Origin of the sequence: Pseudomonas sp. R2-60-08W, assembly GCF_003852335.1 — a bacterium.
Taxonomy (GTDB): Bacteria; Pseudomonadota; Gammaproteobacteria; order Pseudomonadales; family Pseudomonadaceae; genus Aquipseudomonas.
The window spans coordinates 2,814,956-2,839,656 of sequence record NZ_CP027731.1; the positions used below are offsets into that span (position 1 = coordinate 2,814,956).

Below are 24,701 nucleotides of genomic sequence, written 5' to 3' on the forward strand. Positions count from 1 at the left end.
GCGGTCATGATGCCACTGCGCTGTTCAATGTGGGAGGGGGGGTTGCCACCTCCCACATTGGAAACTGTTTGGCCCGGCAGCTATGCGCTGTTCTTAGAACACCACACCCTGGCTACGCAGGTAATCGTCATAGGTGCCGCTGAAGTCGATCACGCCGTCTGCGCTCAACTCGATGATGCGGGTAGCCAGGGACGATACGAACTCGCGGTCGTGGCTGACGAAGATCAGCGTGCCCGGATAGTTCTCCAGCGCCAGGTTCAGCGCTTCGATGGATTCCATGTCCAAGTGGTTGGTCGGTTCGTCCATGATCAGCACGTTCGGCTTTTGCAGGATCAGCTTGCCGAACAGCATGCGGCCTTGTTCACCACCGGAGATCACTTTTACCGACTTCTGGATTTCGTCGTTGGAGAACAGCATGCGGCCCAATGTGCCACGAATCATCTGCTCGCCCTGGGTCCACTGGCCCATCCAGTCGAACAGGGTGAGGTCGTCTTCGAAGTCATGGGCATGGTCCTGGGCGTAGTAGCCCAGTTCCGCAGCGTCGGTCCACTTGATGCTGCCGGCGTCCGGGGTCAGTTCGTTGACCAGGGTGCGCAGCAGGGTGGTCTTACCAATACCGTTCGGGCCGATGATCGCCACGCGCTCGCCGGCTTCAACCTGGAAGCTGAAGTCTTTGAACAACGGCTTGCCGTCAAAACCTTTGGCCATCTTCTCGACCATGACCGCCTGGCGGTGCAGCTTTTTGTTCTGTTCGAAACGGATGAACGGGCTCACACGGCTCGAAGGCTTGACCTCGGCCAGTTGGATCTTGTCGATCGCCTTGGCGCGGGAAGTGGCCTGCTTGGCTTTCGAGGCGTTGGCCGAGAAGCGGCTGACGAAGGACTGCAGCTCGGAGATCTGCGCCTTCTTCTTGGCGTTGTCCGACAGCAGTTGCTCGCGGGACTGGGTCGCCACGGTCATGTACTCGTCGTAGTTACCCGGGAACAGGCGCAGCTCGCCGTAGTCCAGGTCAGCCATGTGGGTGCACACGCTGTTCAGGAAGTGACGGTCGTGAGAGATGATGATCATCAGGCTGGAGCGCTGGGTCAGGATGTTTTCCAGCCAGCGAATAGTGTTGATGTCCAAGTGGTTGGTCGGTTCGTCGAGCAACAGCACTTCCGGGTCGGAGAACAGCGCCTGGGCGAGCAATACGCGCAGCTTCCAGCCGGGCGACACTTCGCTCATCGGGCCGAAATGCTGTTCCAGGGGAATCCCCAGGCCCAGCAGCAGCTCACCGGCGCGGGATTCGGCGGTGTAGCCGTCCATCTCGGCGAACTCGGTTTCCAGCTCGGCCACGGCCATGCCGTCTTCTTCGCTCATTTCCGGCAGCGAGTAGATGCGGTCGCGTTCGGCCTTGACCTTCCACAGCTCTTCGTGGCCCATGATCACGGTGTCGAGCACGGTGAATTCTTCGTAGGCGAACTGGTCCTGGCGCAGCTTGCCCAGGCGCACGTTCGGCTCGAGCATGACCTGGCCGCCGGACGGTTCGAGGTCGCCGCCGAGGATTTTCATGAAGGTCGACTTGCCGCAACCGTTGGCACCGATCAAACCATAGCGGTTGCCGGCGCCGAACTTGACCGAGACGTTCTCGAAGAGCGGCTTGGCGCCGAACTGCATGGTGATGTTAGCTGTGGAGATCAATTACTTTACCTATCAATGGGTTGCGAGCGTGACGGCAGGAGCCTTCAGGCATGCGTCAACAGCGACATCGAGGCGCGAAACCCGGTCGCTGAGCGCAAAATCTGGAATGTGTGTTGGAATTTGGCGCGCATTGTCGCATATGTCAGGCGACAGGTGTATGGCGAGCGAAGGATGGTTTTGCCAGTGTCTCGGGCATGGCCAGCCCTACCAGCAGCAACGCGACGGCCGCCACCCCGGCCAGGGTCAGGAAGGCGGCGTTGTAGCCGGCTATTTGCACCACGAAGCCTGCCAGGCTGCTGCTCAGCGCCGCGCCCAGGCCAAATACCGTGGACAGCGCGCCGAGGCTGACATTGAAGCGGCCGGTGCCTTGGGTCAGGTCCTTGACGATCACGGGGAACAGCGCGCCGAAAATGCCCGCGCCGATACCGTCGAGCATCTGCACGGCAACCAGCCAGTAGGGGTCGCTGGACAGGGTATAAAGCACGCCGCGCAACGGCAGAATCATGAAGCCGGCCAGCAGCAGCGGCTTGCGCCCCCAGAGGTCGGCCTTGGCTCCCACCAGCATCGCCGTCGGCACCATCACCAGTTGCGCGGCGACGATGCAGGCCGAGGTCAACGGGGTGGCCATCTGCAGATTGATCTGCGACAGCTTCTGGCTGACCAACGGCAGCATCGCGGCATTGGCGAGGTGAAACAGCGCACAGCAAATGGCGAACAGCAACAAGGGGCGGTTGGCGAGCAAGACGTTCAGGCCCGAGGGCTGCTCATGGTCAGTATGATGCGCGGGGTCGAAGCCCCGGGCCACCTCATGGTCGATCGCCTTGCCCGGCACGCAACCGACCGCGATGACACTGGCGACGGCCATAAACGCCATCAGGTAAAACACCACCACCGGCCCGAACAGATAAGCCAAGCCCCCGGCCAGCAGTGCTGCCACGGCGTTACCGGCGTGATTGAAGGTTTCGTTGCGCCCGGTCCGCCGGGTAAACGCACGCGGCCCGGTGATGCCAAGGGAAATCGCGGAAATCGCCGGGGCGAACACCGACGCGGCGATGGCGCTGGCGGCCTGGGTCAGCGCCACCCAGCCAAACGAACTGACGAAGGGCAGCGTCAGGCAACTGAGCGTGACCAGCAGCGCGGCAAGTGCAATCACCGCGCGTTTGCTGCGGGTACGGTCGATCAATGCGCCTGCCGGACCTTGGGTGATCAGCGCGGCAATGCCCGCCAGGGTCATGACCACGCCAATGCTGGCCGGGTCCCATTGATGGACCGCCAGCAGATAAATCGCCAGGTACGGCCCCAGGCCGTCGCGCACATCCGCGAGGAAGAAATTCAGGCTGTCCAGGGACAAGGCAGTGCGCAGGTCTGAGTGATGGGCCACGATGCAACCTTCCAGAGTGCAGTCCAGGGGCCGGACACGCGTTGGGCTAGTGACCTGCGCACTTGGCGATAAGTTTCGCGCTGGCCCAGGGCGTTTTTCTGCGCGCAAAAAAAGCCCGCACATAACGGCGGGCCAAGGGAATCACTGGAGTAGGTAGGCCTCACCCTATAGGCCGGAACGTGAAGGCCTCGTGAAAATGCCGTGATCAAAGCGGATAAGGGCGTCGTTCATGCCCGGCGCACGAAGGTGCGCATGGTTTGCCCCGGGCCGGTACTGAACACGGTGGGCCGGGGCATGCCTTCATCGGCAGCGATAAATACAAAATGATCACCTTCGAGCCGGTAGCTGGCCGGTAGCGACTTGCCGGCGTCCGCGCCGATGGCGTCCACCCAGGTAATGCTCTTGGGCGTGGTGTCGGCGTCCAGGACAAAACGCCCCGCCAGCAAGAGGTCGCCCTCGACCGTGACGACTTCAAACGTGTCCCCGCTGATCCTGGTGATGGCACCTGGCGCGCTATGTGCATCGGCAGGGTTGAGTACGCCGTTGTCTTCCAGGGCGGTTTGCTCCCAGGCACCTTGCAAGGCGTGGTAATCCGTGACTGAAGGGGATGACATGCAACTTCCTTTTGCTGAGGGGGGAGGGGGATTGTATCCGCACAGGTGCAGTGCTTTCAGGTGGCAGGATTTTTTCTTTATGGGATAGCTATTTGACAGCATTTTCATGTTGTATTAGCTACGCTTGTAGCGTGATTAATCCCACATCAAAATATCTTTTTGGCTACACATCGACATAAAGCAGAAATAATCCTTAAATACGCGGGATTTTTCGTCAGACTCAGTAGTCAGATTGCCATCGTTCCGCCGTGCTCAGGGCGTTGTCCCTGATTTGAAGCCTTAGGACTTCTTCGAGTGATGGCCTTTTAGTATTAATTAAGGTGTGCTTATTTTGAATCGTACTTCCCCGCCAGCGTCTGATGAAATTGATCTGTTTGAATTGTTTCACGCCATCTGGCGACAAAAAAAGCTGATCGTGGGGTGTACGATTCTGGCGGGAGTTTTAGGCGCGGGGTATGCCTTCCTGGCGCCCAAGACCTACGAGGTCAGCAGCGTGCTACGGCCTGCGGCGATCAACGAGCTGGACGCGTTGAACCGCTCTGAAGTGTATAAATTGCCGCCCGCCGATGCGTTGCTAAAAGTGGGCGCGCAGTTGGACTCCTACGAGGCTCGCCTTGGGTTCTTCAAGGATCACGAGGAATTGTTCAAGGCGTTTCAGAAACCAGGGCAAACCCTGGAACAGAGTTTTGAAGCCTTCAATCGAAACTCGGTCAACCTCATCCTGCCGGACCCGAAGAAGTCCGACTCGCTGAGCAACTACATCCGTCTGGAATTGCAGTACCCGACCGATGTTGATGGGGTGAAAATTCTCAACGGGTTTGTCGACTACGCCATTGCCGCAGAGCGCCAGCAGGTCGGCGCCGACCTCAAGGTGATCGTGAATAACCGCTTGTCCGAGCTCAAGGGCAAGATCGACGCGGCCCGGGCCAACTACGACACCGAAAAGGAATCGAAAATCGCCAAGTTGCTCGAGGCGGACCGTCTCAAGCGTGCCCAATTGCAGGACGAACTCAGCGCCCTGCGCTTGCAGATGAAAATGGAGCGGACCAACCGCCTGGCGGAATTGGCTGAAGCCATCGGCATCGCTCAGTCCATGGGGATCAAAACACCGACCACGCCATCCTCCATGGCCGACTCCGCGCGAACCGGCTCGAGCCAGGTGATGCGCACCGAAGTCAACAATCAGAAGATTCCGCTGTACTTCATGGGTACTGAGGCCCTGGAGGCCGAGCGCGCCGCGCTGCAAAAGCGCACCAGCGATGACTTCACCAATCCGCGTATTGCCGAAATTGGCAAGGAACTCCAGCTGTTGGACGCGAACCGCGAAGTTGAAGTGCTGCGCAAACGTGGCAATGAAGACATCTTCCTGCAGGACGTCGAGCCGCTTCGCGCCGAAGTCGCCAGGTTGCGTGGTTTGAACATCGACATGAGCAACCTGAAGCTGGTGACAATTGACCGTCGCGCCCAGGAGCCTCTGGCACCGATCAAACCGAAAAAAGCTCTGGTCATTGCGTTGAGCCTGGTGGGCGGGTTATTGCTCGGGCTGATGGTCGCGCTGGTCCGCCACCTCATGTTTACCCAGCGTGGTGCAGTACCGTATTCGGCATTGGAAGACAGCAGTTTTTCACGCCGCGAACGTAAGGACGATCAGCTTTAAGCCGTAGCGACGTCTCTGGCCGGCGGGTCCTGGGGGCCCGCCGGCACAACCTCCCCAACACACTCAGTGGACAGCTTTTCACAATTCTTAGTTAACCTTTGGTTACAAAGTATGGCTAAATAACGGCCAATGGTCACACATCGGAAGGTCATCCTGCCGGTCGTGTCGCCTGTATGTGAATTGTGATTTCAGGTGCTGCTTATCCATCCTCGGCCGTTGTGGGCCCGCAGGAGCAGCCTGTTCTCTCCCTGACGTGTGACGAATCCCTTGAAACTCATCATTGTTGCTCTCTACGTTGCCTCCATCGCGTATGTACATTTGCGTGGCCGGGTGCGACACAAGTTGGGTCGCCAGCTCAGCGATCACTCGACGTTCCTGGCGCCGATCAACTGCTTCCTTTATCTGTTCTCCAAGCAACCCAGCCGCCCTTATCTGTCGCCCAGCGATTTTCCGGACCTGAGCCCATTGCAGGCGCACTGGGAAGAAATCCGCCAGGAAGCCCAGAACCTGATGCGCGCCGGAGAGATCAAGCGTTCGGAGCAATACAATGACGTGGGCTTCAACTCGTTCTTCAAGTCCGGCTGGAAGCGCTTCTATCTGAAGTGGTACGGCGACAGCCATCCTTCGGCAATGAAGCTGTGCCCGCGCACCACCGAACTGGTGCAAAGCATCGGCTCGATCAAGGCTGCAATGTTCGCCGAGCTGCCGCCGGGCTCCAAACTGGTGCGTCACCGTGACCCCTATGCGGGCTCCTACCGCTATCACCTGGGGCTGGATACCCCAAACGATCCGGGCTGCTACATCAATGTGGACGGCGAGAGCTATTACTGGCGCGACGGCGAGCCGGTGATGTTCGACGAGACTTACATCCACTACGCGGAAAACACCACGGCGCACAACCGCATCATTCTGTTCTGCGACATCGAGCGGCCGATGAAATACCGCTGGGCAGCCGCGTTCAACCGCTGGTTCAGCCGCAATGTAATGGCCGCTGCGGGTTCGCCCAATGATGAAGGCGACAAGACCGGCGGCCTCAACCGCGCTTTTACCCGTTTGTACAAGATCCGGTTGCGCGGCAAGGAGCTCAAAAAGCGCAACCGCACGCGCTACTACCTGGAAAAGTGGGCGATCTTCGCTGGCCTGGCGCTGATCTTCATCCTTATCTGAGCCCCACCCGTGGCGCGGATCACTTCGGTGGTTTGGCGCCCAGCTTGTCCCACATCTTCTTGCTGATCTTCTGTCGATTGGCATAGCCGGCCCAGGGGTCGGTCTTCAAACTCTGCAAGCGTTCGTGCAGGTTGGCGACTGTCCATTGCTGGGAACTGCGCAACCCATTCAACTCTTCCCGGCTGATCGGTACCGAAACCGGTAGGCCGGGTCGCGCCCGCACGGAGTAAGCGGCTACCGTGCTGGCGCCCCGGGCGTTGCGCAGATAATCGATGAAGATTTTGCCCACGCGGTTTTTCGGGCCGCTGGTGGCGGTGAAGCGCTCGGGCAGTTGCTGGGTCATGAATTGGGCGATGGCCTTGGCGAAGGCTTTCACGCTGTCCCAGTCGTCTCGCCGGGCCAGCGGTACGATCAGGTGCAAGCCTTTGCCACCGCTGGTTTTGACGAAGGCCTGCAAGCCCAATTCATCCAGCACCGAGAGGGTCAGTTGCGCAGCTTCCAGCATGGCCTTCCAGGGCAGGGCGGGGTCCGGGTCGAGGTCGAGTACGAACAGGTCGGGGGTTTCGATCTTGTCCGTGGTGGCGCCCCAGGTGTGCAGCTCGACCGTGCCCATTTGCACGGCGCCGACCAGGGCGTCTGCAGTGTCTATTTCCATCAGGCGTGCATGGCCGGGGTCCAGGGCCTGGTCCAGTTGCTTGATGTGCGGGATCGTCATGCGTTCGATGTGCTTCTGGAAGAACTGTTCGCCTTCGATGCCCTCCGGCGCCCTGAGCAGCGACACGGGCCGGTTGCGCAGGAACGGCAGGATCCATGCGCTGGTGTCGGCGTAGAACTGTGCCAGTTGCTGCTTTTGCGTACCGCTCTGCTTGTCGATGACGCGATCAGGGTGGGTGATTTTCAGGTCCTTCACGGTTTTCACCTGCTTCTCGGTTTTTTTCGCCACAGGCGCCTTGACCGATTTGGCCGCGCGCGGCAGTTCGTGAATGATCTGCGCGGCGGGCTTGTCGGTGCGCATGCCCACAAACGCGGCCTGGCGCACCACGCCTTCACGGGTCCATTCGGCAAATTGCACTTCGCCGACCAGGCTCGGTTCGACCCATTGCACGCCACGCGCCTGGGCGCTGGTCAACGGCTTTTGCAGTGGCGAGTCGTCGCGCTCGAGCGCGGTGAGCTTGGTGTAGATGGCTTTCAGCGATGCCTGGTCGAAGCCGGTGCCCACGCGCCCGGCGTATACCAGCCCGGCGTCGCCGTTGACCGCCAACAGCAGCGCGCCAAACCCGGTGCGCGAGCCTTGGGGGCGGGTATAACCGACAATCACAAACTCCTGGCGCAAGCGGCATTTGAGCTTGATCCAGTCGTCACTGCGCCTGGACACGTAAGGGCTGCCGGCACGCTTGCCGATGACGCCTTCCAGGGCCAGGTCGCAGGCGCTTTCGAAAATGTCGCGGTGGTTGGCCGCAAACGCTTCGGAGAAGCGCAGCAGCTTGCTCTTGCTGGCGGACAGCGCGGATTTGAGCGCGGCGCGACGCGTTTCGACCGGGTCTTCGCGCTGATCGCGGCCATTCAGAAAGGGCGCGTCGAACAGGTAATAGACGATGTCGAGGCTGCGGCCGATGTCGAAGGCATTCTGCAACGCCTGGAAATCCGGCAGGCCGTCGCCGTTGAGGCTGACCACCTCGCCGTCCAGCCAGCTGTCCTTGAGCTTGAGCGCTTGCAAAGCCTTGGCCTGACGCGGCAGGCGCTCGGTCCAGTCGTGCCCGTTGCGGGTGAACAGGCGCACTTCACCTCCTTGGATGCGCGCGAGGATGCGGTAACCGTCGAACTTGATCTCGTACTGCCAGTCACCTTCCGGTGCCCGATCGACCAGGGTGGCCAGTTGCGGGGAGAACTGCTCGGGCACGGCGGTGGCCTGCTTGCGCGTGCTCGCCTTGGGAGCTGCTTTGGGTGCCGCTTTGGTTTTCGCCTGAGCCTTGGCCTTGGGCTTGCCGACCACCGCGTCGCTCAGCACGCTGGCGGGTTCGGCCTGGACAATATCGTATTCGGCGATGGGCCGTGCCTGCTGGTCCTTTTCCTTGATCAGCAGCCACTGTTGCTTGTCGCCGCTGCCCTTGAGCCGGGTGCGCACCAAGGTCCAGTCCCCCGAGAGTTTTTCGCCGACCAGGCTGAATTTGAGTTTGCCGGCCGCGTAGGCCTTGTGCGGATCGTCATGGGGTTGCCAGATGCCGCGGTCCCACACGATGACATCCCCGGCGCCGTATTGGCCGGCGGGAATACTGCCCTCGAAGCCACCGTAACTCAGTGGGTGGTCTTCAACGTGGACCGCCAGGCGCTTCTGGCTCGGGTCCAGGCTCGGGCCTTTGGGCACCGCCCAGCTCAACAGCACGCCGTCGAGTTCCAGGCGAAAGTCATAGTGCAGGTTACGCGCATCATGTTTCTGGATCACAAAGCTCAGGGCCGAGGCTTTGCGCTTGCCGGCCGGTGAGTCGCCGGCGGGTTCGGCGGTAATCCCGAAGTCGCGTTTACGGTTGTACTCGCTCAGGGGCTTTGCCATGTCGTTCTCCAGCCAATGGCAGGCTCAAGAGGCCTTTTTGTTGGATTTCTTCGCAGCGGGTTTTTTCGCCGCAGGTTTGCCCGCAAGGCTGCGCTTGAGCAGTTCCGTCAGGTCGATCACATCGGCCGATTTGCGCTCTTCGCTGCCTTCGGTCGATTCCACGTCTTCGATCTTGCCGGCCTTGGCCTTTTTCTCCACCAGCGCCATGATTTTTTCCTGGAAGCTGTCGCGGTATTCCTCGGGTTGCCAGTCGGCGCTCATGTCTTCCACCAGGCGCTTGGCCATGTCCAACTCGCCCTTGGCCAGGGTGGGTTTGGTCACATCGCTGCCAAGTTCCAGCTCATCCAGGCTGCGCACCTCGGCGGGCCAGCGCAGCATGACCAGCACCAGGGCCGACTCCAGCGGCATCAATGCGGCAAGGTGCTGCTTGGTATGCAACACCACATTGGCCAGGGCGACCTTGCCGGTTTTCTTCAGGGTTTCGCGCAGCAGCGCATAGACCTTGCCGCCGCGTTTATCCGGGGCCAGGAAGTAGGGCGTGTCGATGTTTTGCAGGGGGATCTGGTCGCTGGCGACAAAGGCGATGATTTCGATGGTTTGGGTCGACTTGGGGTGGGCTGAGCGGATCTCATCTTCGCTGAGCACTACGTAGCGGCCTTTTTCATAAGCTACGCCCTTGACGATATTTTCCTTGGTGATTTCCTTGCCCGTGGCCTTGTTGATGCGCTTGTAGCCCACCGGGTCCATGCTGCGTTTGTCCAGCCAGTCAAAATCGACGCCTTGGGCAGACGTCGCCGACACCAGCGACACCGGGATGTGAACCAAACCGAAACTGATGGCGCCTTTCCAGATTGCCCGGGGCATAAGTACCTCTCCTTCAAAGATAAGCCTGTGTTCTGGTGACTCGTGGGCCTGGGCAAAAGTTTCGGCGAGCGGATGCTTGGACAGATCGTGTTACACCTGATGAGCAACTATTTAATGTCGCCAGACGAACCCCTGGGGTAGCGTGTTATCGAAAGCACGTACTCCTCGGCATAGAGAGGCATCGTCATGAACCGTTATGTGCGTCATCTTGCAGGGCTGGTTGCAGCGCTGGCTTCGGGCCTGGCCCTGGTGCCATTGGCCCAGGCGCAAAACCTGCCGGGTCGTTACGACTCCAACAACAGCCCTATCCACCGGGCCAACCCCAACAGCATGCAGGGCACCCAGCCCAATGCGCCGGCCGTTCGCGGTATCCAGACCGCGCCGACCCAACCTCGGCCCACCGTGGAAAACGGCGGAATCGGCAACAGTTATCCCAAGCGTGACGCCGCGCCCAGTCGCCCGAATACCGAAACCAAAGCTCCCACCTATGATGCCAACGGCAATCGCCGGTAAGGATCCGTCTTATGTTTCTACGCAAAACCCTGCTAGCCGCTCTTTGCGCAACCACGCTGCTGCCAATGGCTGCGGTTCAAGCCGCCGATGCCCGACAGTTTCCCAGTGAACAAGGCAGCATCACTGCGACGCCGGTCGCCAAGGGCCTGAATCGCCCCTGGGCGGTGGCATTCCTGCCGGACAGGCAAGGTTTCCTGGTGACCGAGCTTCCCGGCCAGCTGCGCTTTGTCAGCCCGGACGGCAAGCTGTCCGCGCCCTTGACCGGCGTGCCCCAGGTGTGGGCCAAGGGGCAGGGCGGTTTGCTCGACGTGGTGCTGTCGCCCGACTTCAAGCAAGACCGCATGGTCTACCTGTCGTACGCCGAAGGGGGCGGCCAGGACGGCAAGGCCGGGACCGCCGTGGGGCGAGGGCGCCTGGCCGATGACTTGAGCGGCTTGAAGGACTTCACGGTAATCCTGCGCCAGGAGCCCAAGCTGTCCACCGGCAACCACTTCGGCTCGCGCCTGGCGTTTGACCGTGACGGCTACCTGTTCGTGACCCTGGGCGAAAACAATGTGCGGCCCACCGCCCAGGACCTGGACAAGCTGCAAGGTAAAGTCGTACGCATTTATCCGGATGGTCGCGTACCCGACGACAACCCGTTTGTTGCCCAGCCTGGGGTACGCCCCGAGATCTGGTCCTACGGCCAACGCAACCCACAGGGCCTGGCGTTGAACCCCTGGAGCGGGACGATCTGGGAAAACGAACATGGGCCACGGGGCGGTGATGAAATCAACATCATCGAACGCGGCAAGAACTACGGCTGGCCGCTGGCGACGCACGGCATCAACTATTCCCTCACGCCGATCCCCGAGGCCAAGGGCAAGACCGCTGAAGGCACCGTGGCGCCGCATCATGTGTGGGAGAAATCACCAGCGATCAGTGGCATGGCGTTCTACGACGCCGACCGTTTCAAGGCCTGGCAGCACAACCTGTTTATCGGCGCGCTGGCCAGCAAAGAGCTGATCCGGCTGCAGTTCGATGGCGACAAGGTCGTCCATGAAGAACGTCTGCTGGGTGATTTGAACGCGCGGATTCGCGATGTGCGGCAGGGGCCGGATGGCTATCTGTATGTGCTCACGGATGAGGATGATGGGGTGCTGTATCGAGTTGGGCTGAATCAGGACTGAGTAACAGCCGCGCGGATCGTTCCCACGCTCCCGCGTGGGAATGCAGCCCCTGACGCTCCGCGTCACCTGTGTGTATTAGGGACGCGGAGCGTCCCGGGAGGCATTCCCACGCGGAGCGTGGGAACGATCGGGCTACAGACTTAATTCGGACAACCCCGGATGATCATCCGGACGCCGCCCCAGCGGCCAGTGGAACTTGCGTTCACTTTCCTTGATCGGCAGATCGTTGATGCAGGCAAAGCGATTGGTCATCAGGCCGTTTTCGTCAAACTCCCAGTTTTCATTACCGTACGAACGAAACCAGTTACCGGAGTCATCGTGCCATTCATAGGCATAGCGCACGGCGATGCGGTTGCCGGTGAAGGCCCATAGCTCTTTGATCAGTCGGTAATCCAGCTCTTTGGCCCATTTGCGCGTGAGGAAGCCCTTGGCCTCTTCGCGGTTATGGGCGAACTCGGCGCGGTTGCGCCACTGGGTGTCCAACGTGTAAGCCAGCGACACCCGTTGCGGGTCGCGTGAGTTCCAGCCGTCTTCGGCCAGGCGCACTTTTTCAATCGCCGACTCGCGGGTAAAGGGTGGTAGTGGTGGGCGGACTTCTGGGTTAGAGGACATGGAACGGCTCCTGAAAAGTTATGAAAGTGCATCGACAGTAGTTCAAAGCCCCAATAGGGTCCGTGCCATCGCTTGCGCAGTATCGGCAGCCGTTGAATCGCCCATCACCAGGGCAACGGTAATGGCGCCATCGATCAGGATCAGCAGCTGCGCGGCCTGCCGCTTCGGGTCGGGGGTGCCATGTGCTTGACACAGTTCAAGCGCGTACTCGAACAGTTTCTGTTTGTGAGCCTTGGCCAGCAGGCGTACCGGGGCTTGCGCGTTGCCGGTTTCGCCACTGGTATTGATAAAGGCGCAGCCGCGAAAATCCGCCGAGTCGAACCAGCTTTTCAGCGCGCTGAACAGCGCCAGCAGGCGCTCGCCGCTGTCTTCATGGCGCTCGACTTGCGTGCGCAGCCAGCGCATCCAGCGTTCGTCGCGGCGCTGCAGGGCGGCAATCACCAGTTCATCCTTGTTGCTGAAGTAGCGATAAATGCTTTTTCTCGAGACGCCGGCGGTTTTCACCAGCAAGTCCATGCCGGTGGCGGCGATGCCGTGGCGATAAATCAACTTCTCGGTGACGTCGAGAATAATATCGCGGGTTTCATTAAGAGTCATATCGTTCATGCCTCAGACAGTAGAACGATCGTTCTTCTTGGTCAATGGATATTTTTCCCTGTGCGCCGACGAGACCTGAGCACCCCCATGGTGTAAGCTTTGGGCCTCTTCGGATTCGACCCATTGCGAGCCTTATGCCGTCGTTCTTCAAACGCTCCCTGTTGCCTAAACTGCGCGGTTTTCCGCTGTCCACCGATGCCATCGAGGTGTTGCCCAGCGCCGATGCCTATCGGCGCTGCCTGATGGAGAAAATCCCCCAGGCCACCCGGCGCATCTACATCGTTGCGTTGTACTTGCAGCAGGATGAGGCGGGGCAGGAGATCTACGACGCATTGCACGCCGCCAAAGCCGCACGGCCGGCGTTGGACATCGTCGTGGTGGTCGACTGGCTGCGCGCCCAGCGTGGCCTGATCGGCGCCGGCAAGCAGCCGGGCAATAGCGCCTGGTACCAAGCCATGACCCAGGGTCACGCCAGTGAAGTGCCGGTGTACGGCGTGCCGGTGCAAACCCGCGAGCTGTTCGGCGTGCTGCACCTCAAGGGTTTTGTGATCGACGACACGGTGCTGTACAGCGGCGCCAGCCTGAACAACGTGTACTTGCACAAATTCGACAAGTACCGCTTCGACCGTTATCACCTGATCCACAGCCAGGCGCTGGCCGACTCCATGCAGCACCTCGTGGAACATGGCCTGGTCGCGTCCAAGGCGGTGCATCGCCTCGACCTGCCCAACCCGCCCACCACCCGCAGTCTGCGCAACGACATCGGTGACCTGCGCAGCCGCCTCAAGCATGCGGCGTATGACACCAGCGCCGGGCAGTTGCCCAATGGGCACTTGCAGGTCAGCCCGTTACTCGGTGTCGGCAAAAACAACCCGCTCAGCCGGGTGATCCTGGAGCTGATTGCCAGCGCCCAGCAGCAACTGACTATCTGCACGCCGTACTTCAACCTGCCGCTGCCGGTGACGCGCGAGATCAACCGGGCCCTGGCGCGCGGGGTGAAGATCGACATCATCGTCGGCGACAAGACCGCCAACGACTTCTACATTCCGCCCAGCGAACCCTTCAAGGTGATCGCGGCGTTGCCGTATCTGTATGAAATCAGCCTGCGTCGCTTTGCCAAGCGCCATCAGCCGATGATCGACAGCGGCCAGTTGAATCTGCACCTGTGGCACGACGGTGACAACAGTTACCACCTTAAAGGCTTGTGGGTCGACCAGCGCTACACCTTGCTGACTGGCAATAACCTCAACCCCAGGGCGTTCCGGCTCGACCTGGAAAACGCCTTGCTGATCGACGACCCCCAGGGCCAGTGGTTGGCGCCGCGTGCGCAAGAGCTTGCGCATATTTTCCAACACACCACGCGCATCGCCGGCTACCAACAACTGCAGACGCTGGTGGATTACCCGGTGGCGGTGGGCAAGTTCCTGCGCCGGGTCAGCCGGGTGCGCATCGAGCGGTTGCTCTACCGGATTCTGTAAAAACACCTGGCAAAAAAACACCCAGGCGCCGAAAGGGATTCATTGTAGGAGCGAGCTTGCTCGCGAAAAACGCCCAGGCAACGCGTTCATTCTGGATAAGCGCGGGGGGCTTGAGTTCTTCGCGAGCAAGCTCGCTCCTACAAAAGGCATTAGCTGACTGGCATTAGGGCCTGGGTGTTCGGGCTTAGTTCAGGCCCAACTTGCCGCGCAGCATCGACAGGTCTTCAGCCAAGGTATTGACCGGGCCAACCAAGGCCTTGCGGTCGTTATCCTTGACCTTGTCGTAGGTCTGAAAACCGCCGTCCGGGGTCTTGTACTTGGCCAGGATCTTGTCCACGGTGGCGAAGTTCTTGTCGACCTTGGCCAGGAATACCTTGTCTTGTTTCTCGATCTGGCCACGGAACAGGTCAACGATCTTCTTCGCGCCGTCGATGTTGCCCTGGAAGTCGTACAGGTCGGTATGGCTGTAGCGGTCTTCTTCGCCGGAAATCTTGGTGGCAGCGACTTCTTCGAGCAACGCCGCGGCGCCGCCGACGACTTTTTCCGGTGGGAAGGTCAGGCCGTCGACCCGGGTTTTCAGGTCCAGCACGTCGCTGTTGAGCTTGTCGGTGAGGGCGTCTAGGCCCTGGGTGGTGTTTTCAGCGAACAGGCTGTACTCGATGCGGTGAAAGCCGGTGAAGTCTTCGGCCTTCACGCCTTTTTCGTGATCGTCGACCCGTGAGTCGATGGAGGCGTCGAGGTCACTGAACAGCTCGGCGATCGGCTCGATGGATTCATAATGCACGCGGGTCGGCGCATAGAGTTTCCGGGCGGTGGCCAGGTCGCCTTTTTTCACGGCGTCGGTGAAGGCCTGGGTTTGGGTGACCAATTCACCGATTTCCTCGGTGACATAAATTTTGTAGTCCGACACCGGACCGACCAGGTCCAGCGGCGCCGTGGCGGCAAAGGCGGACAGTGGCGAAAGGGTCATCAGCAACGACAACGCGAGGGTCGACTTCTTCATGGGACGGTATCCGCTCTGAGTGTGTTTTAGGTAACGGCAGTGGTTCGAGGGTGCGTTGCTGCAAGCAGTGTGCGCCCGATGAAATCGTCGGGCCCCGTGACCCCCGGCAAGGTGAAGAAATAGCCGCCGCCGACGGGCTTGAGGTATTCCTCTAAGGGCTCGCCGTTGAGCCGGGTTTGCACGCTGATAAAGCCTTTCTCCAGGTCAGCCTGGTAACAGATGAACAACAGCCCCATGTCCAGCTGACCGTTTTTATTGACGCCGTTGGAGTAGTTGAACGGCCGCCGCAGGATCAGGTTGGCTTGGGTCTGCGGAGTGCGCGGGTTGGCCAGGCGGATGTGGGCATCGAGCTTGGTCAGCTTGCCTTCCGGGTCCTTGCTGTAGTCCGGGACCTGGGATTCCTTTTGGCCATCCATCGGCGCGCCGGTGGGCTTGATGCGGCCGATGATGCTTTCCTGTTCCTGCAGTGGGGTGCGGTCCCAGCGCTCGACGAAGTTACGGATGATGCGCACGGCCTGGTAGCTGCCGTTGGCCGCCCAGGCCGGTTCGTCACTGCCTGGCTGCACCCACACGATCTGGTCCATGGCCTTGGCGTCGTTGGAATTGGGGTTGGCCGAACCATCGCGAAAGCCCAGGAAGTTACGCGCACTCTGCGCCGGCTCGCCGGGTTTGGCCGGCGCCTGGGGCGGTACGCTGCCTTCCTGTTTCCAGCGCACCAGCAGCAGGTCGGGCAGGTTCTTTACGATGTCGCGCAGGGCGTGGATGTTGGTGTCCGGGGTGTTGGAGCTGAACTGCAGGCTCAGGTCGCCGTGGCACTGCGAAGGTTCCAGCGCATCGTTGGGGAAGCCGACCATGCGCGTCAGGCGCTTGGGCTTGGCCGCGCCGAGGCCGAAGCGTTCATCGAACAACGACTCACCGACCGAGACCGTGATGGTCAGGTTATCCGGTGTCACCACCGGGCCGAGGATGCCGGAGTCGGTGGGCGGCAGTTTCGGGTCGACTTGCGGCACGGTGCCGCCGGTCATCAGGAAGGCGATGCGCTCGTTCAAGGTGCGGAACAGGCGCTCCAGGTCTTCACGGTCACTGGCCAGTACGTCGAATGCCACGAGCATGCCGCAGGCGGGACGCGGGGTGACGATGCCGCTCTGGTGCTTGCCGAAGAACGCGTGGTGGTCTTGGGTCTTGTCACTGCGTGGCGCGGTGGTGACTTGCTCGGCGGCCGCCGCCATGGCCGGACAGGTCAGGGTGCTACCGGCAATCGCGGCGCCGGTGGCGGCCATGCCGAGCAGGACACGGCGGCGTTGGAGGTCAAATTGTGCTGAATCACTCATGTATGCGTTCGTCTCACTGCAGGCCGGAAAGGCCAAGGGCGGGGTCGATTCCATCGAGTGCGGCGGCCAGGGCCTTGGCCTTGTCGGCGATCTGCTTGCGCTGATCGGCGTTCACGCTGTCATAGGTGGCGTAGCCGTTGTCGACCTTGAAGCCTTGGAGTTCGGCATCAAAGGCGGCAAGGGCGCTGTCGACGTTGGGGAGCAGCTCGGCGGCGGACTTGGCCAACAGCGGCCGCATCAGCGCGACGATCTTGTGGGCAACCTCCAGGTTGGCGGCAAAACCGTTGAGGTCGATGTGGCTGTAGCGTTCCTCCTCACCGCTGTTGGCGCGTACATCCGCCAGGCTATTGAGGTTGCGCACCACAATGCTCACCAGTTGCTCCGGTGGCAGGGATTGGGCCAGCAGCTGTTGCTTGAGGGTGCTGACGTCGTTGACCAACCGCTGTGCGACGGGCGCCAGGCCGTCGAGGCTGCGCTGCTGAAACAGGCTGTATTCCAGGCGATGGAAGCCACTGAAGGCCGGGTCTTGCTCGCGCTTTTCAAAATAGTCGGCGCGGGCGTTGATCGCGTTGTCCAGCTCGGCCAGGCGTTGCGATGCCGGCGCCAACCGTTGGTAGGCTTCGCGGGCCGGTACATACAGGGCTTGGGCCTGGGCGAGGTCGCCGGCATCGATCGCGTGTTGCAACGCGGTGACCGCCTTCACCAGTGCAGTGCCCTGGCCGCTCAGGTAAACGCGGAACTCCGACAGCGGCCCGATAAACGCCACCATCGACGGCTTGGCCTTGGCCTGGGCCTCGGATTGCGCAGTCGGCGTGACATGCAAGGTGCCGCGGGGGTTGCTCAGCAGACCGCAAGTGATCGCGTAGTCGCCGGGCTGCAGATTGGCGTTGATCACCTGGCTCAGGCCGGGGGCAATATTTTCCCGCTCTTCGACGACCAGGACGCCATCGAGGATTTCCCATTCCACCGCGCGGTCGGAGCGGTTGATGATGCGAAAACTCGCACGCCCGGCGGGCACCGTCAGGGCGTTGGGCTCGCAAGCGTGGCCGTGGATGGTCACCGCGATCTCATTCTGGTTGGCCTGGCGCTTGCTGGCAGCCAACTGCGCGGCGTAATAGAACAGGCCACCGGCGGCGATCATCACGACCACCGAGCCGGCCACGGCCCAGCGCAGCGCGCGGGACGACGGAGCCGGTTGAGGGGTTGGGTTGGACAAGAGACGGTCCTTACTGGCTGGAGACGGAAGAAGTGGAGGTGACGGGCTTGGCCGAAGGCGACGGCAGGAAGAACATCACCAGCGCCACCACCAGGTAAATCAGATAGGCGCCGAGGGTGCTGACGGTCGGCGCTTCCTGATAACCGAACATACCGGCAAGCACTGAGCCCAGCGGGCTGTCCATGGGCAGCGCGGCGCTGAAATCGAACAGCACGGTCTGCAGGTGATTCCACACGCCCGCTTCGTGCAAGGCTTGCACCGAGTTGGCGAGAATGCCGGCCGCCACCACGAGGATGAACAGGCCGGTCCAGCGGAAAAACGCACCGAGGTTCAGGCGCATGCTGCCGGTGTAGATCAGGAAACCGACGATGATCGCCAGGATCAGGCCGAGCAGGGCGCCGACAGGTGCACCCGGGCCCTCGCTCTGCTGGAACACGGCGAGCAGGAAGAACACCGTTTCCAGCCCTTCGCGGGCCACGGCGAAAAACACCATGGCGATCAGCGCGAAGACTTGGTGTTGGGAGCCGGCCAATGCGTGGTCGAGGGACGCATGCAGCGAATGCTTGATCGAGCGCGCCACCTTGCGCATCCAGAACACCATGGAACTGAGAATGCCCACCGCGACCAGTCCGACGATGCCTTCGAACAATTCCTGCTGTTTCTGCGGGAATTCGGCACTGACCAGTTCCAGCCCGCCGCCCACCAGCAACGCCAGCGCAGCCGCGAGAAATACGCCGATCCACACAGCGGGCATCCACTGGCCGCGCCCGGTCTGTTGCAGGTAGCTGGCGATGATGCCGACTATCAGCGCCGCTTCAATGCCTTCGCGCAGCATGATTAAAAAAGGAACGAGCATCGGGCACCAGGGCGTAACTAGATAGGAGGCTAAGTTGTAACATAATGATACTCATTGCCAAACAAGAAATATTGACCTTTGCTGAACGTGGGCTGAACGGTGGTGGCGAAGCGCAACCGCCCTTATCATGCAGGCCACCCGAACCGCAGCCGGATTGCCCAACAGCCCATGTCGGAAAAAGACACCATCTCCATCCACCTCGTGCGCGAAGCCCTGCTGCAGAGCTGTGCGCCGGGCGCGGCCACCGTCGAGGCGTTAAGCAAAGTCGGGATTGACCCGGTGCTGCTGGAACAGCCCGGCGCACGGGTGGCCGCCACCGCCTATGCGCGCTTGTGGCGTTTGCTCGCACGGCGCAGTGATGACGAGTTTTTTGGCATGGACCCGCGCAAGCTTAAAACCGGCAGCCTGGCGTTCCTGTGTCGTGCCGCTATGGCACAACCGAGCCTGGTGGCCGGCCTGGAAATCGGCCTGGATTTTCTCTCGCTGATGCTCGAGCGCCTGCCTGCCCAGTTGGTGCGCCAACAAAGCCTGGCGGAAATCGTGTTGCTCGAACCGGAGCCCGAGCCCAAGCGCGCGTTCACCTATTTCACTTACTGGATGATCGTCCACGGCGTCGCCTGCTGGCTGGCGGGGCGGCGCATCCCGATTCTGGCCATCGAATTGCGCTGCGCACGGCCGGACTTTTGTGATGATTACCAAGTGATGTTTTCCGACAACTTGCGCTTTGATCGGCCACGCACCCGCATGATCTTTTCCGCCGAGTGCCTGGACCTGCCGATCAAACGAACCCCACAGGAATTGCAGCGTTTCCTCAGCCACGCGCCGGCCAATATCCTGGTCAAATACCGCGACCCGCAAAGCCTTGCCAGCCGCATCAAGCATGACCTGCGCCACATGCCCCCACACACCTGGCCGGAGACCGACGGCCTTGCCGCCACCCTGTGCATCTCCGCGTCCACCCTGCGCCGCCGCCTGGCAGAGGAAGGCCAGACCTACCAGGGCCTCAAGGACAGCGTACGCAAGGAACTGGCGATTGTGTGGCTGGCTGAGCCGCAGATCAGCTTCGCCCAGATTGCCGAGCGATTGGGGTTTGCCGATACGAGTTCGTTTTATAAGGCGTTTCGTAAGTGGAGCGGGTCGAATCCGGGGCATTATCGGAGTTTGATTCTTAACGACGCAACGTAGAACAATGATCGTTCCCACGCTCTGCGTGGGGATGCCACCCGGGACGCTCCGCGTCCGCTTTCAGCGAAAACTCAGGCACTTGCGCAATGGTGACGCGGAGCGTCACGGGATGCATTGCCACGCGGAGCGTGGGAACGATCAGGACTGATAAGCGGGCAAAAAAAAGCCCCGCGACCGAATCGATCGCAGGGCTAAAAATTGGCTGGATGCGACCAACCAAAGGAGCTCTTTACATCACTTGGCTGCAGCGACCACCGTATCCGGCTGCCAGCCACCTCCCAGTGCCTTGTAGATCGCAACGATGCCGCGATACAGATCCACTTCGGCCTGGGCCTGGGAGTCTTCGGCGGCCAGGCGTTCGCGTTGGGCGTCGAGCAGGACCAGGAAGTCTACGGTGCCTTCGCGGTAGCGGATCGCGGCCAGGTCGGCGGCGGCGCGGCTGGATTCGCTTTGGCGGATCAGCGAGACCAGGCGTTGCTGACGCTTGCCGTAGTCACTGAAGGCGTTTTCAGATTCTTCCAGGGCCAACAGCACTTGCTGTTCGTAGTTCGCCAGGGCGCCATCGGCTTCGGCGTCCGCGCCGCGCAAGCGGGCGCGTACGCTGCCCAGGTCGAAGGCGGCCCAGGTGATGCTCGGGCCAAGGGCCCAGGCATTGGCGGCGGACGAGCCGATCTGCGAGCCGCGCCCGGCGGTGAAGCCGAGGAAGCCGCTGAGGCTGACCCGTGGGAACAGGTCGGCCTTGGCCACGCCGATGCGTGCGGTGGCGGCCGCCAGTTTGCGCTCGGCGCTGAGGATGTCCGGGCGCCGTTGCAGCAGTTGCCCCGGGTCGCCGATCGGCAGCGCCTTGGCAATCGCTGGCAGGTCTTTCGGGCTCAGGTCCACGCTCAGTTTGTCGGGGCGTTGGCCGAGGAGGGTGGCGATGCGGTTACGCTCGCGCACTTGCTCGGCCTGCAGTTGCGGCACGCTGGCTTCCACCGCCGCGAGGCGCGCATCGGCGCGTTCCACGTCGAGTTGGTCGCCCACGCCGGCATCGCGCAGGCTGACGGTGATGCCGCGGGAGTCCTGCTGGTTTTTCAGGTTGTCCAGGGCAATGCGTTCACGCAGTTGCGCGCCACGCAGTTGACCGTAGGCATCCACCAGTTCAGCGATCATGGTGACTTGCAGCTGGTACAAGTCAGCCTCAGCGGCCTGCTGGTCGGCGTCGGTGGCTTCCAGGTTGCGCTGGATGCGACCGAACAGGTCCAGTTCCCAGGCCATGTCCAGGCCGAGGTCGTAGCGCTCGGTCTTGACGCGGCGGGTGGTCTGGCCGGGAATCTGGCCCTTGCCCTGGTCACTGCTGACGCGGCTGGTGATGGTCGGCATGGCGTCGTTGCTGGCGTCATCGCGGATCGCACGGGACGCACGCAGACGGGCAAAGGCGACGCGCAGGTCGCGGTTGCCCTGCAGCGACTGGGTGACCAACTGGTTGAGGGTCGGGTCCTCGAACTGCTGCCACCAGATGCCTTCGAACCTGGCATGGTCATATTGCTTGGCATCGGCGGCGGCCGTGATGTTGGCCGCTTCCGGGGTCTGGGCTTTGTAGTCCGGGCCCACGGCACAGGCGCTCAGCGCCAGTACCAGCAAGCTCGGCAGGAATACTTTCACGCTCATTGCTGTGTCTCCAGCTTCAAGGCCTTGGCCGCTTTGCGCGCTTCGCTGCGCTCCACATAGCGACGGATCAGTACGTAGAACACCGGCGTCAGCAACAGACCGAAGAAGGTCACCCCGATCATCCCGGAGAACACCGCCACGCCCATGGCATGCCGCATCTCGGCACCGGCACCGCTGGACAACACCAGTGGCACCACACCCATGATGAAGGCGAACGAGGTCATCAGGATCGGCCGCAGACGCAAGCGGCAGGCTTCCAGTACCGCGGCGAGCGGGTCGAGGCCTTCCTGCTGTTTATCCTTGGCGAACTCGACGATCAGGATCGCGTTCTTGCAGGCCAGGCCCACCAGTACGATCAGGCCGATCTGGGTGAAGATGTTGTTGTCGCCGCCGGAGATGATCACCCCGGTGATGGCCGACAGCAGCGTCATCGGTACGATCAGGATCACCGCCAGTGGCAGGCTCCAGCTTTCGTATTGGGCGGCCAGTACCAGGAACGCCAGCAGTACGCAGAGCGGGAACACGAACAGCGCGGTGTTGCCCGAGAGGATTTGCTGATAGGTCAGGTCGGTCCACTCGTAGGTCATGCCGTTGGGCAGTTCATCCTTGAGCAGTTTTTCAATCGCGGCCTGGGCCTGGCCGGAGCTGTAGCCCGGTGCGGCGTTGCCGTTGATTTCAGCGGTGATAAAGCCGTTGTAGTGCATCACGCGGTCCGGCCCCGAGGTGTCGCTGACCTTGATGAAGGTCGCCAGGGGGATCATCTCGCCTTTGTTGTTACGCACTTTCAGCTGGCCGATCTGGTCGGAGTCCTGGCGGAACTGTTGCTCGGCCTGCACGTTGACCTGGTAGGTACGCCCGAAGCGGTTGAAGTCGTTGGCGTACAACGAACCCAGGTAGACCTGCAGCGTGTCGAAGATGTCGCTGATTGCCACGCCGTGGGTCTTGGCCTTTTCACGGTCGATGGCGGCATCGACTTGCGGCACGTTGACCGTGTAGCTGGTGAACAGGCCGAACAGCTCAGGCACGCCGTGGCTTTTGGTGATGACGTTCTGCACTTCTTTGTACAGCTCGTCATAGCCGAGGTTGCCACGGTCTTCGATCTGCAGGCGGAACCCACCGATCGTGCCCAGGCCTTGCACCGGCGGCGGCGGGAAGATCGCCATATAGGCTTCTTCGATACTGGCGTACTGGCCGTTCAGCGCACCGGCAATCGCACCCGCCGACATGCTCGCGTCTTTACGCTCGTCGAACGGTTTCAGGGTCACGAACACGATGCCGCTGTTCGGGCTGTTGGTGAAACCGTTGATCGACAGGCCAGGGAACGCAATCGCGCTTTCCACGCCGGGCTGTTTCAGGGCGATGTCCGACATGCGCTTCATCACGCTTTCGGTACGGTCCAGGCTCGCCGCGTCGGGCAGTTGGGCGAAGGCCACCAGGTATTGCTTGTCCTGGGCCGGTACGAAACCGGTCGGCGTGTGGGCAAACCCGAAGAATGTCAGCACCATCAGGCCGGCGTACACGAACAGCGCGATACCCGTGCCGCGAATCACCCGGCGCACGGTACCGACGTAGCCATGGCTGGCCTTTTCGAAAAAGCGGTTGAAGGGACGGAACAGCCAGCCGCCGAAGATTTTGTCGAGGAACCTGGAGAAACGATCCTTCGGTGCGTCGTGGGCGCGCAGCAACACGGCCGCCAGGGCAGGGGACAGCGTCAGCGAGTTGAATGCCGAGATCACCGTCGAGATGGCAATGGTCAAGGCAAACTGTTTGTAGAACTGCCCGGTCAAGCCACTGATAAAGGCGGCCGGAATGAACACCGCACACAGCACCAGCGCCGTGGCGACGATCGGGCCGGTCACTTCGCGCATGGCTTTTTCGGTGGCCGGGAACGGCTCCAGGCCCAGTTCGATATTACGTTCGACGTTCTCCACCACCACGATGGCGTCGTCCACCACGATGCCGATGGCCAGTACCAAGCCGAACAGCGACAAGGCATTGAGTGAGAACCCGAACAGGTGCATCACCGCAAACGTACCGATCAACGACACCGGCACCGCCACCAAGGGAATGATCGAGGCGCGCCAGGTCTGCAGGAACAGGATCACCACCAGCACCACGAGGATCAGCGCTTCGAACAGGGTGTGCACCACCGCTTCGATGGAGCCGCGTACAAAGATCGTCGGGTCATAGGCGATGCGGTAATCCATGCCGGCCGGGAAGCCTTTTTTCAGCTCGGCCATCTTGGCGCGCACATCGTTGGAGATATCGATGGCGTTGGAGCCCGGACGCTGGAAAATCGGAATCGCGACGGCAGGCTGGTTATCGATCAACGAGCGCAGCGCGTATTGGCTGGAGCCCAGCTCGACCCGGGCGATGTCCTTCAGACGGGTGATCTCACCGTTGGCGCCGGCGCGAATCACAATGTTCTCGAACTCCTCCTCGGTGACCAGGCGGCCCTGAGTATTCACCGACAACTGGAAGCTGGTGTCACTCGGCGCCGGCTGGGCGCCCAGGGCACCGGCGGCCACTTGACGGTTCTGTTCGCGGATCGCGTTGACCACATCGGTTGCGGTCAGGTTGCGCGAAGCGGTCTTGTTCGGGTCCAGCCAGACGCGCAGCGAGTAGTCGCCCATGCCGAACAACTGCACGTCGCCGACGCCGCCCAGGCGGGCCAGCTCATCCTTGATATTGAGGATCGCGTAGTTGGACAGGTACAGCATGTCGTAACGCTGATCCGGGGAGGTCAAGTGCACCACCATGGTCAGGTCGGGAGAGGCCTTGTCCACGGTGATACCGATGCGCGTCACTTCCTCAGGCAGTTTTGGCTGAGTCCGCGTCACCCGGTTTTGCACCTGCACCTGCGCGTTGTCCAGGTCGGTGCCCAGGGCGAAGGTGATGGTCAGGGTCAGCTTGCCGTCGGCGGTCGATTGCGAGGACATGTACAACATGTTCTCGACACCGGTAATGGCTTGCTCCAGCGGAGCCGCCACGGTTTCGCCGATGACTTTAGGGTTGGCGCCGGGGAAGTTGGCGCGTACCACCACGGTCGGCGGCACCACTTCCGGGTACTCACTGATGGGCAGTTGGAACAGCGAGATTGCACCGGCGATCAGGATCAACAGCGACAGCACCGCTGCGAAGATCGGCCGCGAAATGAAGAACTTGGAAAAATTCATC

Annotated in this window: 19 protein-coding genes; 6 read left to right on the plus strand and 13 right to left on the minus strand. The window is 61.3% G+C overall.

What is annotated here, in order from left to right; all coding sequences use genetic code 11:
* Nucleotides 1-93: 93 nt before the first annotated feature.
* The 3 genes from C4J90_RS12745 to C4J90_RS12755 all read right to left on the minus strand — a co-directional run bounded on the left by C4J90_RS12745 (nt 94) and on the right by C4J90_RS12755 (nt 3,675).
* Nucleotides 94-1,680: an ABC-F family ATPase gene (locus C4J90_RS12745; RefSeq protein WP_124362737.1), complete on the minus strand. Its 1,587-nt coding sequence runs from the start codon at nt 1,678-1,680 to the stop codon at nt 94-96.
* Nucleotides 1,681-1,822: 142 nt separating this feature from the next.
* Nucleotides 1,823-3,061: an MFS transporter gene (locus tag C4J90_RS12750; RefSeq protein ID WP_124414634.1), complete on the minus strand. Its 1,239-nt coding sequence runs from the start codon at nt 3,059-3,061 to the stop codon at nt 1,823-1,825.
* A 227-nt stretch (nt 3,062-3,288) separates the two neighbouring features.
* Nucleotides 3,289-3,675, minus strand: coding sequence for a TIGR03067 domain-containing protein (locus tag C4J90_RS12755; RefSeq protein ID WP_124362739.1), 387 nt, complete (start codon nt 3,673-3,675; stop codon nt 3,289-3,291).
* 331 nt (nt 3,676-4,006) lie between these two features.
* On the opposite strand from C4J90_RS12755, the gene C4J90_RS12760 reads away from it, so the two are divergent.
* Nucleotides 4,007-5,332 carry a Wzz/FepE/Etk N-terminal domain-containing protein gene (locus tag C4J90_RS12760; RefSeq protein WP_124414635.1) on the plus strand — a complete coding sequence of 442 codons (1,326 nt, stop codon included), beginning with the start codon at nt 4,007-4,009 and terminating at the stop codon, nt 5,330-5,332.
* A 267-nt stretch (nt 5,333-5,599) separates the two neighbouring features.
* A complete protein-coding gene (gene lpxO / locus C4J90_RS12765; RefSeq protein WP_124409769.1) occupies nt 5,600-6,499 on the plus strand; it encodes a lipid A hydroxylase LpxO in 900 nt (299 codons plus the stop codon).
* A gap of 19 nt (nt 6,500-6,518) precedes the next feature.
* On the opposite strand, the gene ligD is transcribed toward lpxO, so the two are convergent.
* Nucleotides 6,519-9,050, minus strand: a complete 2,532-nt coding sequence (ligD, locus tag C4J90_RS12770; RefSeq protein WP_124419950.1) for a DNA ligase D — start codon at nt 9,048-9,050, stop codon at nt 6,519-6,521.
* A 24-nt stretch (nt 9,051-9,074) separates the two neighbouring features.
* Complete coding sequence (locus tag C4J90_RS12775; RefSeq protein ID WP_124362743.1) at nt 9,075-9,914, minus strand: Ku protein; 840 nt, start codon at nt 9,912-9,914, stop codon at nt 9,075-9,077.
* A 186-nt stretch (nt 9,915-10,100) separates the two neighbouring features.
* Here C4J90_RS12775 and C4J90_RS12780 point away from each other — a divergent pair, with 186 nt between their 5' ends.
* Together C4J90_RS12780 and C4J90_RS12785 are read left to right on the plus strand one after the other, a co-directional pair.
* Nucleotides 10,101-10,427, plus strand: coding sequence for a hypothetical protein (locus tag C4J90_RS12780; protein WP_124419951.1), 327 nt, complete (start codon nt 10,101-10,103; stop codon nt 10,425-10,427).
* Nucleotides 10,428-10,438: 11 nt separating this feature from the next.
* Nucleotides 10,439-11,596, plus strand: coding sequence for a PQQ-dependent sugar dehydrogenase (locus C4J90_RS12785; protein WP_124419952.1), 1,158 nt, complete (start codon nt 10,439-10,441; stop codon nt 11,594-11,596).
* Nucleotides 11,597-11,728: 132 nt separating this feature from the next.
* On the opposite strand, the gene C4J90_RS12790 is transcribed toward C4J90_RS12785, so the two are convergent.
* Both C4J90_RS12790 and C4J90_RS12795 read right to left on the minus strand, forming a co-directional pair.
* Complete coding sequence (locus tag C4J90_RS12790; protein ID WP_124414637.1) at nt 11,729-12,208, minus strand: nuclear transport factor 2 family protein; 480 nt, start codon at nt 12,206-12,208, stop codon at nt 11,729-11,731.
* A gap of 42 nt (nt 12,209-12,250) precedes the next feature.
* Nucleotides 12,251-12,814 (minus strand): TetR/AcrR family transcriptional regulator, encoded by a 564-nt coding sequence (locus C4J90_RS12795; protein WP_124419953.1) that lies wholly within the window; start codon nt 12,812-12,814, stop codon nt 12,251-12,253.
* 125 nt (nt 12,815-12,939) lie between these two features.
* Between C4J90_RS12795 and pssA the strand changes: the two genes are divergently transcribed.
* The gene (gene pssA, locus C4J90_RS12800; RefSeq protein WP_124419954.1) at nt 12,940-14,283 is read left to right on the plus strand and encodes a CDP-diacylglycerol--serine O-phosphatidyltransferase; all 1,344 of its coding nucleotides are present in this window, start codon (nt 12,940-12,942) and stop codon (nt 14,281-14,283) included.
* A gap of 184 nt (nt 14,284-14,467) precedes the next feature.
* Here the strand turns inward: pssA and efeO (C4J90_RS12805) are convergent, their stop codons facing one another.
* Genes efeO (C4J90_RS12805) through efeU form a run of 4 tightly spaced genes read right to left on the minus strand, consistent with a single transcriptional unit; the run spans nt 14,468 to nt 18,689 of the window.
* Complete coding sequence (gene efeO / locus C4J90_RS12805; RefSeq protein ID WP_124419955.1) at nt 14,468-15,286, minus strand: iron uptake system protein EfeO; 819 nt, start codon at nt 15,284-15,286, stop codon at nt 14,468-14,470.
* A 26-nt stretch (nt 15,287-15,312) separates the two neighbouring features.
* Nucleotides 15,313-16,617 carry an iron uptake transporter deferrochelatase/peroxidase subunit gene (gene efeB / locus C4J90_RS12810; protein ID WP_124419956.1) on the minus strand — a complete coding sequence of 435 codons (1,305 nt, stop codon included), beginning with the start codon at nt 16,615-16,617 and terminating at the stop codon, nt 15,313-15,315.
* Between the two features lie 13 nt (nt 16,618-16,630).
* Nucleotides 16,631-17,833 carry an iron uptake system protein EfeO gene (gene efeO, locus C4J90_RS12815; protein ID WP_124419957.1) on the minus strand — a complete coding sequence of 401 codons (1,203 nt, stop codon included), beginning with the start codon at nt 17,831-17,833 and terminating at the stop codon, nt 16,631-16,633.
* A 10-nt stretch (nt 17,834-17,843) separates the two neighbouring features.
* Nucleotides 17,844-18,689: an iron uptake transporter permease EfeU gene (efeU, locus tag C4J90_RS12820; RefSeq protein ID WP_124419958.1), complete on the minus strand. Its 846-nt coding sequence runs from the start codon at nt 18,687-18,689 to the stop codon at nt 17,844-17,846.
* A 168-nt stretch (nt 18,690-18,857) separates the two neighbouring features.
* On the opposite strand from efeU, the gene C4J90_RS12825 reads away from it, so the two are divergent.
* Nucleotides 18,858-19,874, plus strand: coding sequence for an AraC family transcriptional regulator (locus C4J90_RS12825; RefSeq protein ID WP_124419959.1), 1,017 nt, complete (start codon nt 18,858-18,860; stop codon nt 19,872-19,874).
* Nucleotides 19,875-20,108: 234 nt separating this feature from the next.
* On the opposite strand, the gene C4J90_RS12835 is transcribed toward C4J90_RS12825, so the two are convergent.
* Both C4J90_RS12835 and C4J90_RS12840 read right to left on the minus strand, forming a co-directional pair.
* A complete protein-coding gene (locus tag C4J90_RS12835) occupies nt 20,109-21,524 on the minus strand; it encodes an efflux transporter outer membrane subunit (RefSeq protein ID WP_124419960.1) in 1,416 nt (471 codons plus the stop codon).
* Nucleotides 21,521-24,700: an efflux RND transporter permease subunit gene (locus C4J90_RS12840; protein WP_124362755.1), complete on the minus strand. Its 3,180-nt coding sequence runs from the start codon at nt 24,698-24,700 to the stop codon at nt 21,521-21,523. Before C4J90_RS12840 ends, C4J90_RS12835 begins: the two co-directional genes overlap by 4 nt.
* Nucleotide 24,701 lies beyond the last annotated feature (1 nt).

Coding starts and splice junctions, on each gene's coding strand:
- C4J90_RS12755 (WP_124362739.1), bottom strand. CDS start 3,675: ATGTCATCCCCTTCAGTCACGGATTACCACGCCTTGCAAGGTGCCTGG.
- ligD (WP_124419950.1), bottom strand. CDS start 9,050: ATGGCAAAGCCCCTGAGCGAGTACAACCGTAAACGCGACTTCGGGATT.
- C4J90_RS12775 (WP_124362743.1), bottom strand. CDS start 9,914: ATGCCCCGGGCAATCTGGAAAGGCGCCATCAGTTTCGGTTTGGTTCAC.
- C4J90_RS12780 (WP_124419951.1), top strand. CDS start 10,101: ATGAACCGTTATGTGCGTCATCTTGCAGGGCTGGTTGCAGCGCTGGCT.
- C4J90_RS12785 (WP_124419952.1), top strand. CDS start 10,439: ATGTTTCTACGCAAAACCCTGCTAGCCGCTCTTTGCGCAACCACGCTG.
- C4J90_RS12790 (WP_124414637.1), bottom strand. CDS start 12,208: ATGTCCTCTAACCCAGAAGTCCGCCCACCACTACCACCCTTTACCCGC.
- C4J90_RS12795 (WP_124419953.1), bottom strand. CDS start 12,814: ATGAACGATATGACTCTTAATGAAACCCGCGATATTATTCTCGACGTC.
- pssA (WP_124419954.1), top strand. CDS start 12,940: ATGCCGTCGTTCTTCAAACGCTCCCTGTTGCCTAAACTGCGCGGTTTT.
- efeO (WP_124419955.1), bottom strand. CDS start 15,286: ATGAAGAAGTCGACCCTCGCGTTGTCGTTGCTGATGACCCTTTCGCCA.
- efeB (WP_124419956.1), bottom strand. CDS start 16,617: ATGAGTGATTCAGCACAATTTGACCTCCAACGCCGCCGTGTCCTGCTC.
- efeU (WP_124419958.1), bottom strand. CDS start 18,689: ATGCTCGTTCCTTTTTTAATCATGCTGCGCGAAGGCATTGAAGCGGCG.
- C4J90_RS12825 (WP_124419959.1), top strand. CDS start 18,858: ATGTCGGAAAAAGACACCATCTCCATCCACCTCGTGCGCGAAGCCCTG.
- C4J90_RS12835 (WP_124419960.1), bottom strand. CDS start 21,524: ATGAGCGTGAAAGTATTCCTGCCGAGCTTGCTGGTACTGGCGCTGAGC.
- C4J90_RS12840 (WP_124362755.1), bottom strand. CDS start 24,700: ATGAATTTTTCCAAGTTCTTCATTTCGCGGCCGATCTTCGCAGCGGTG.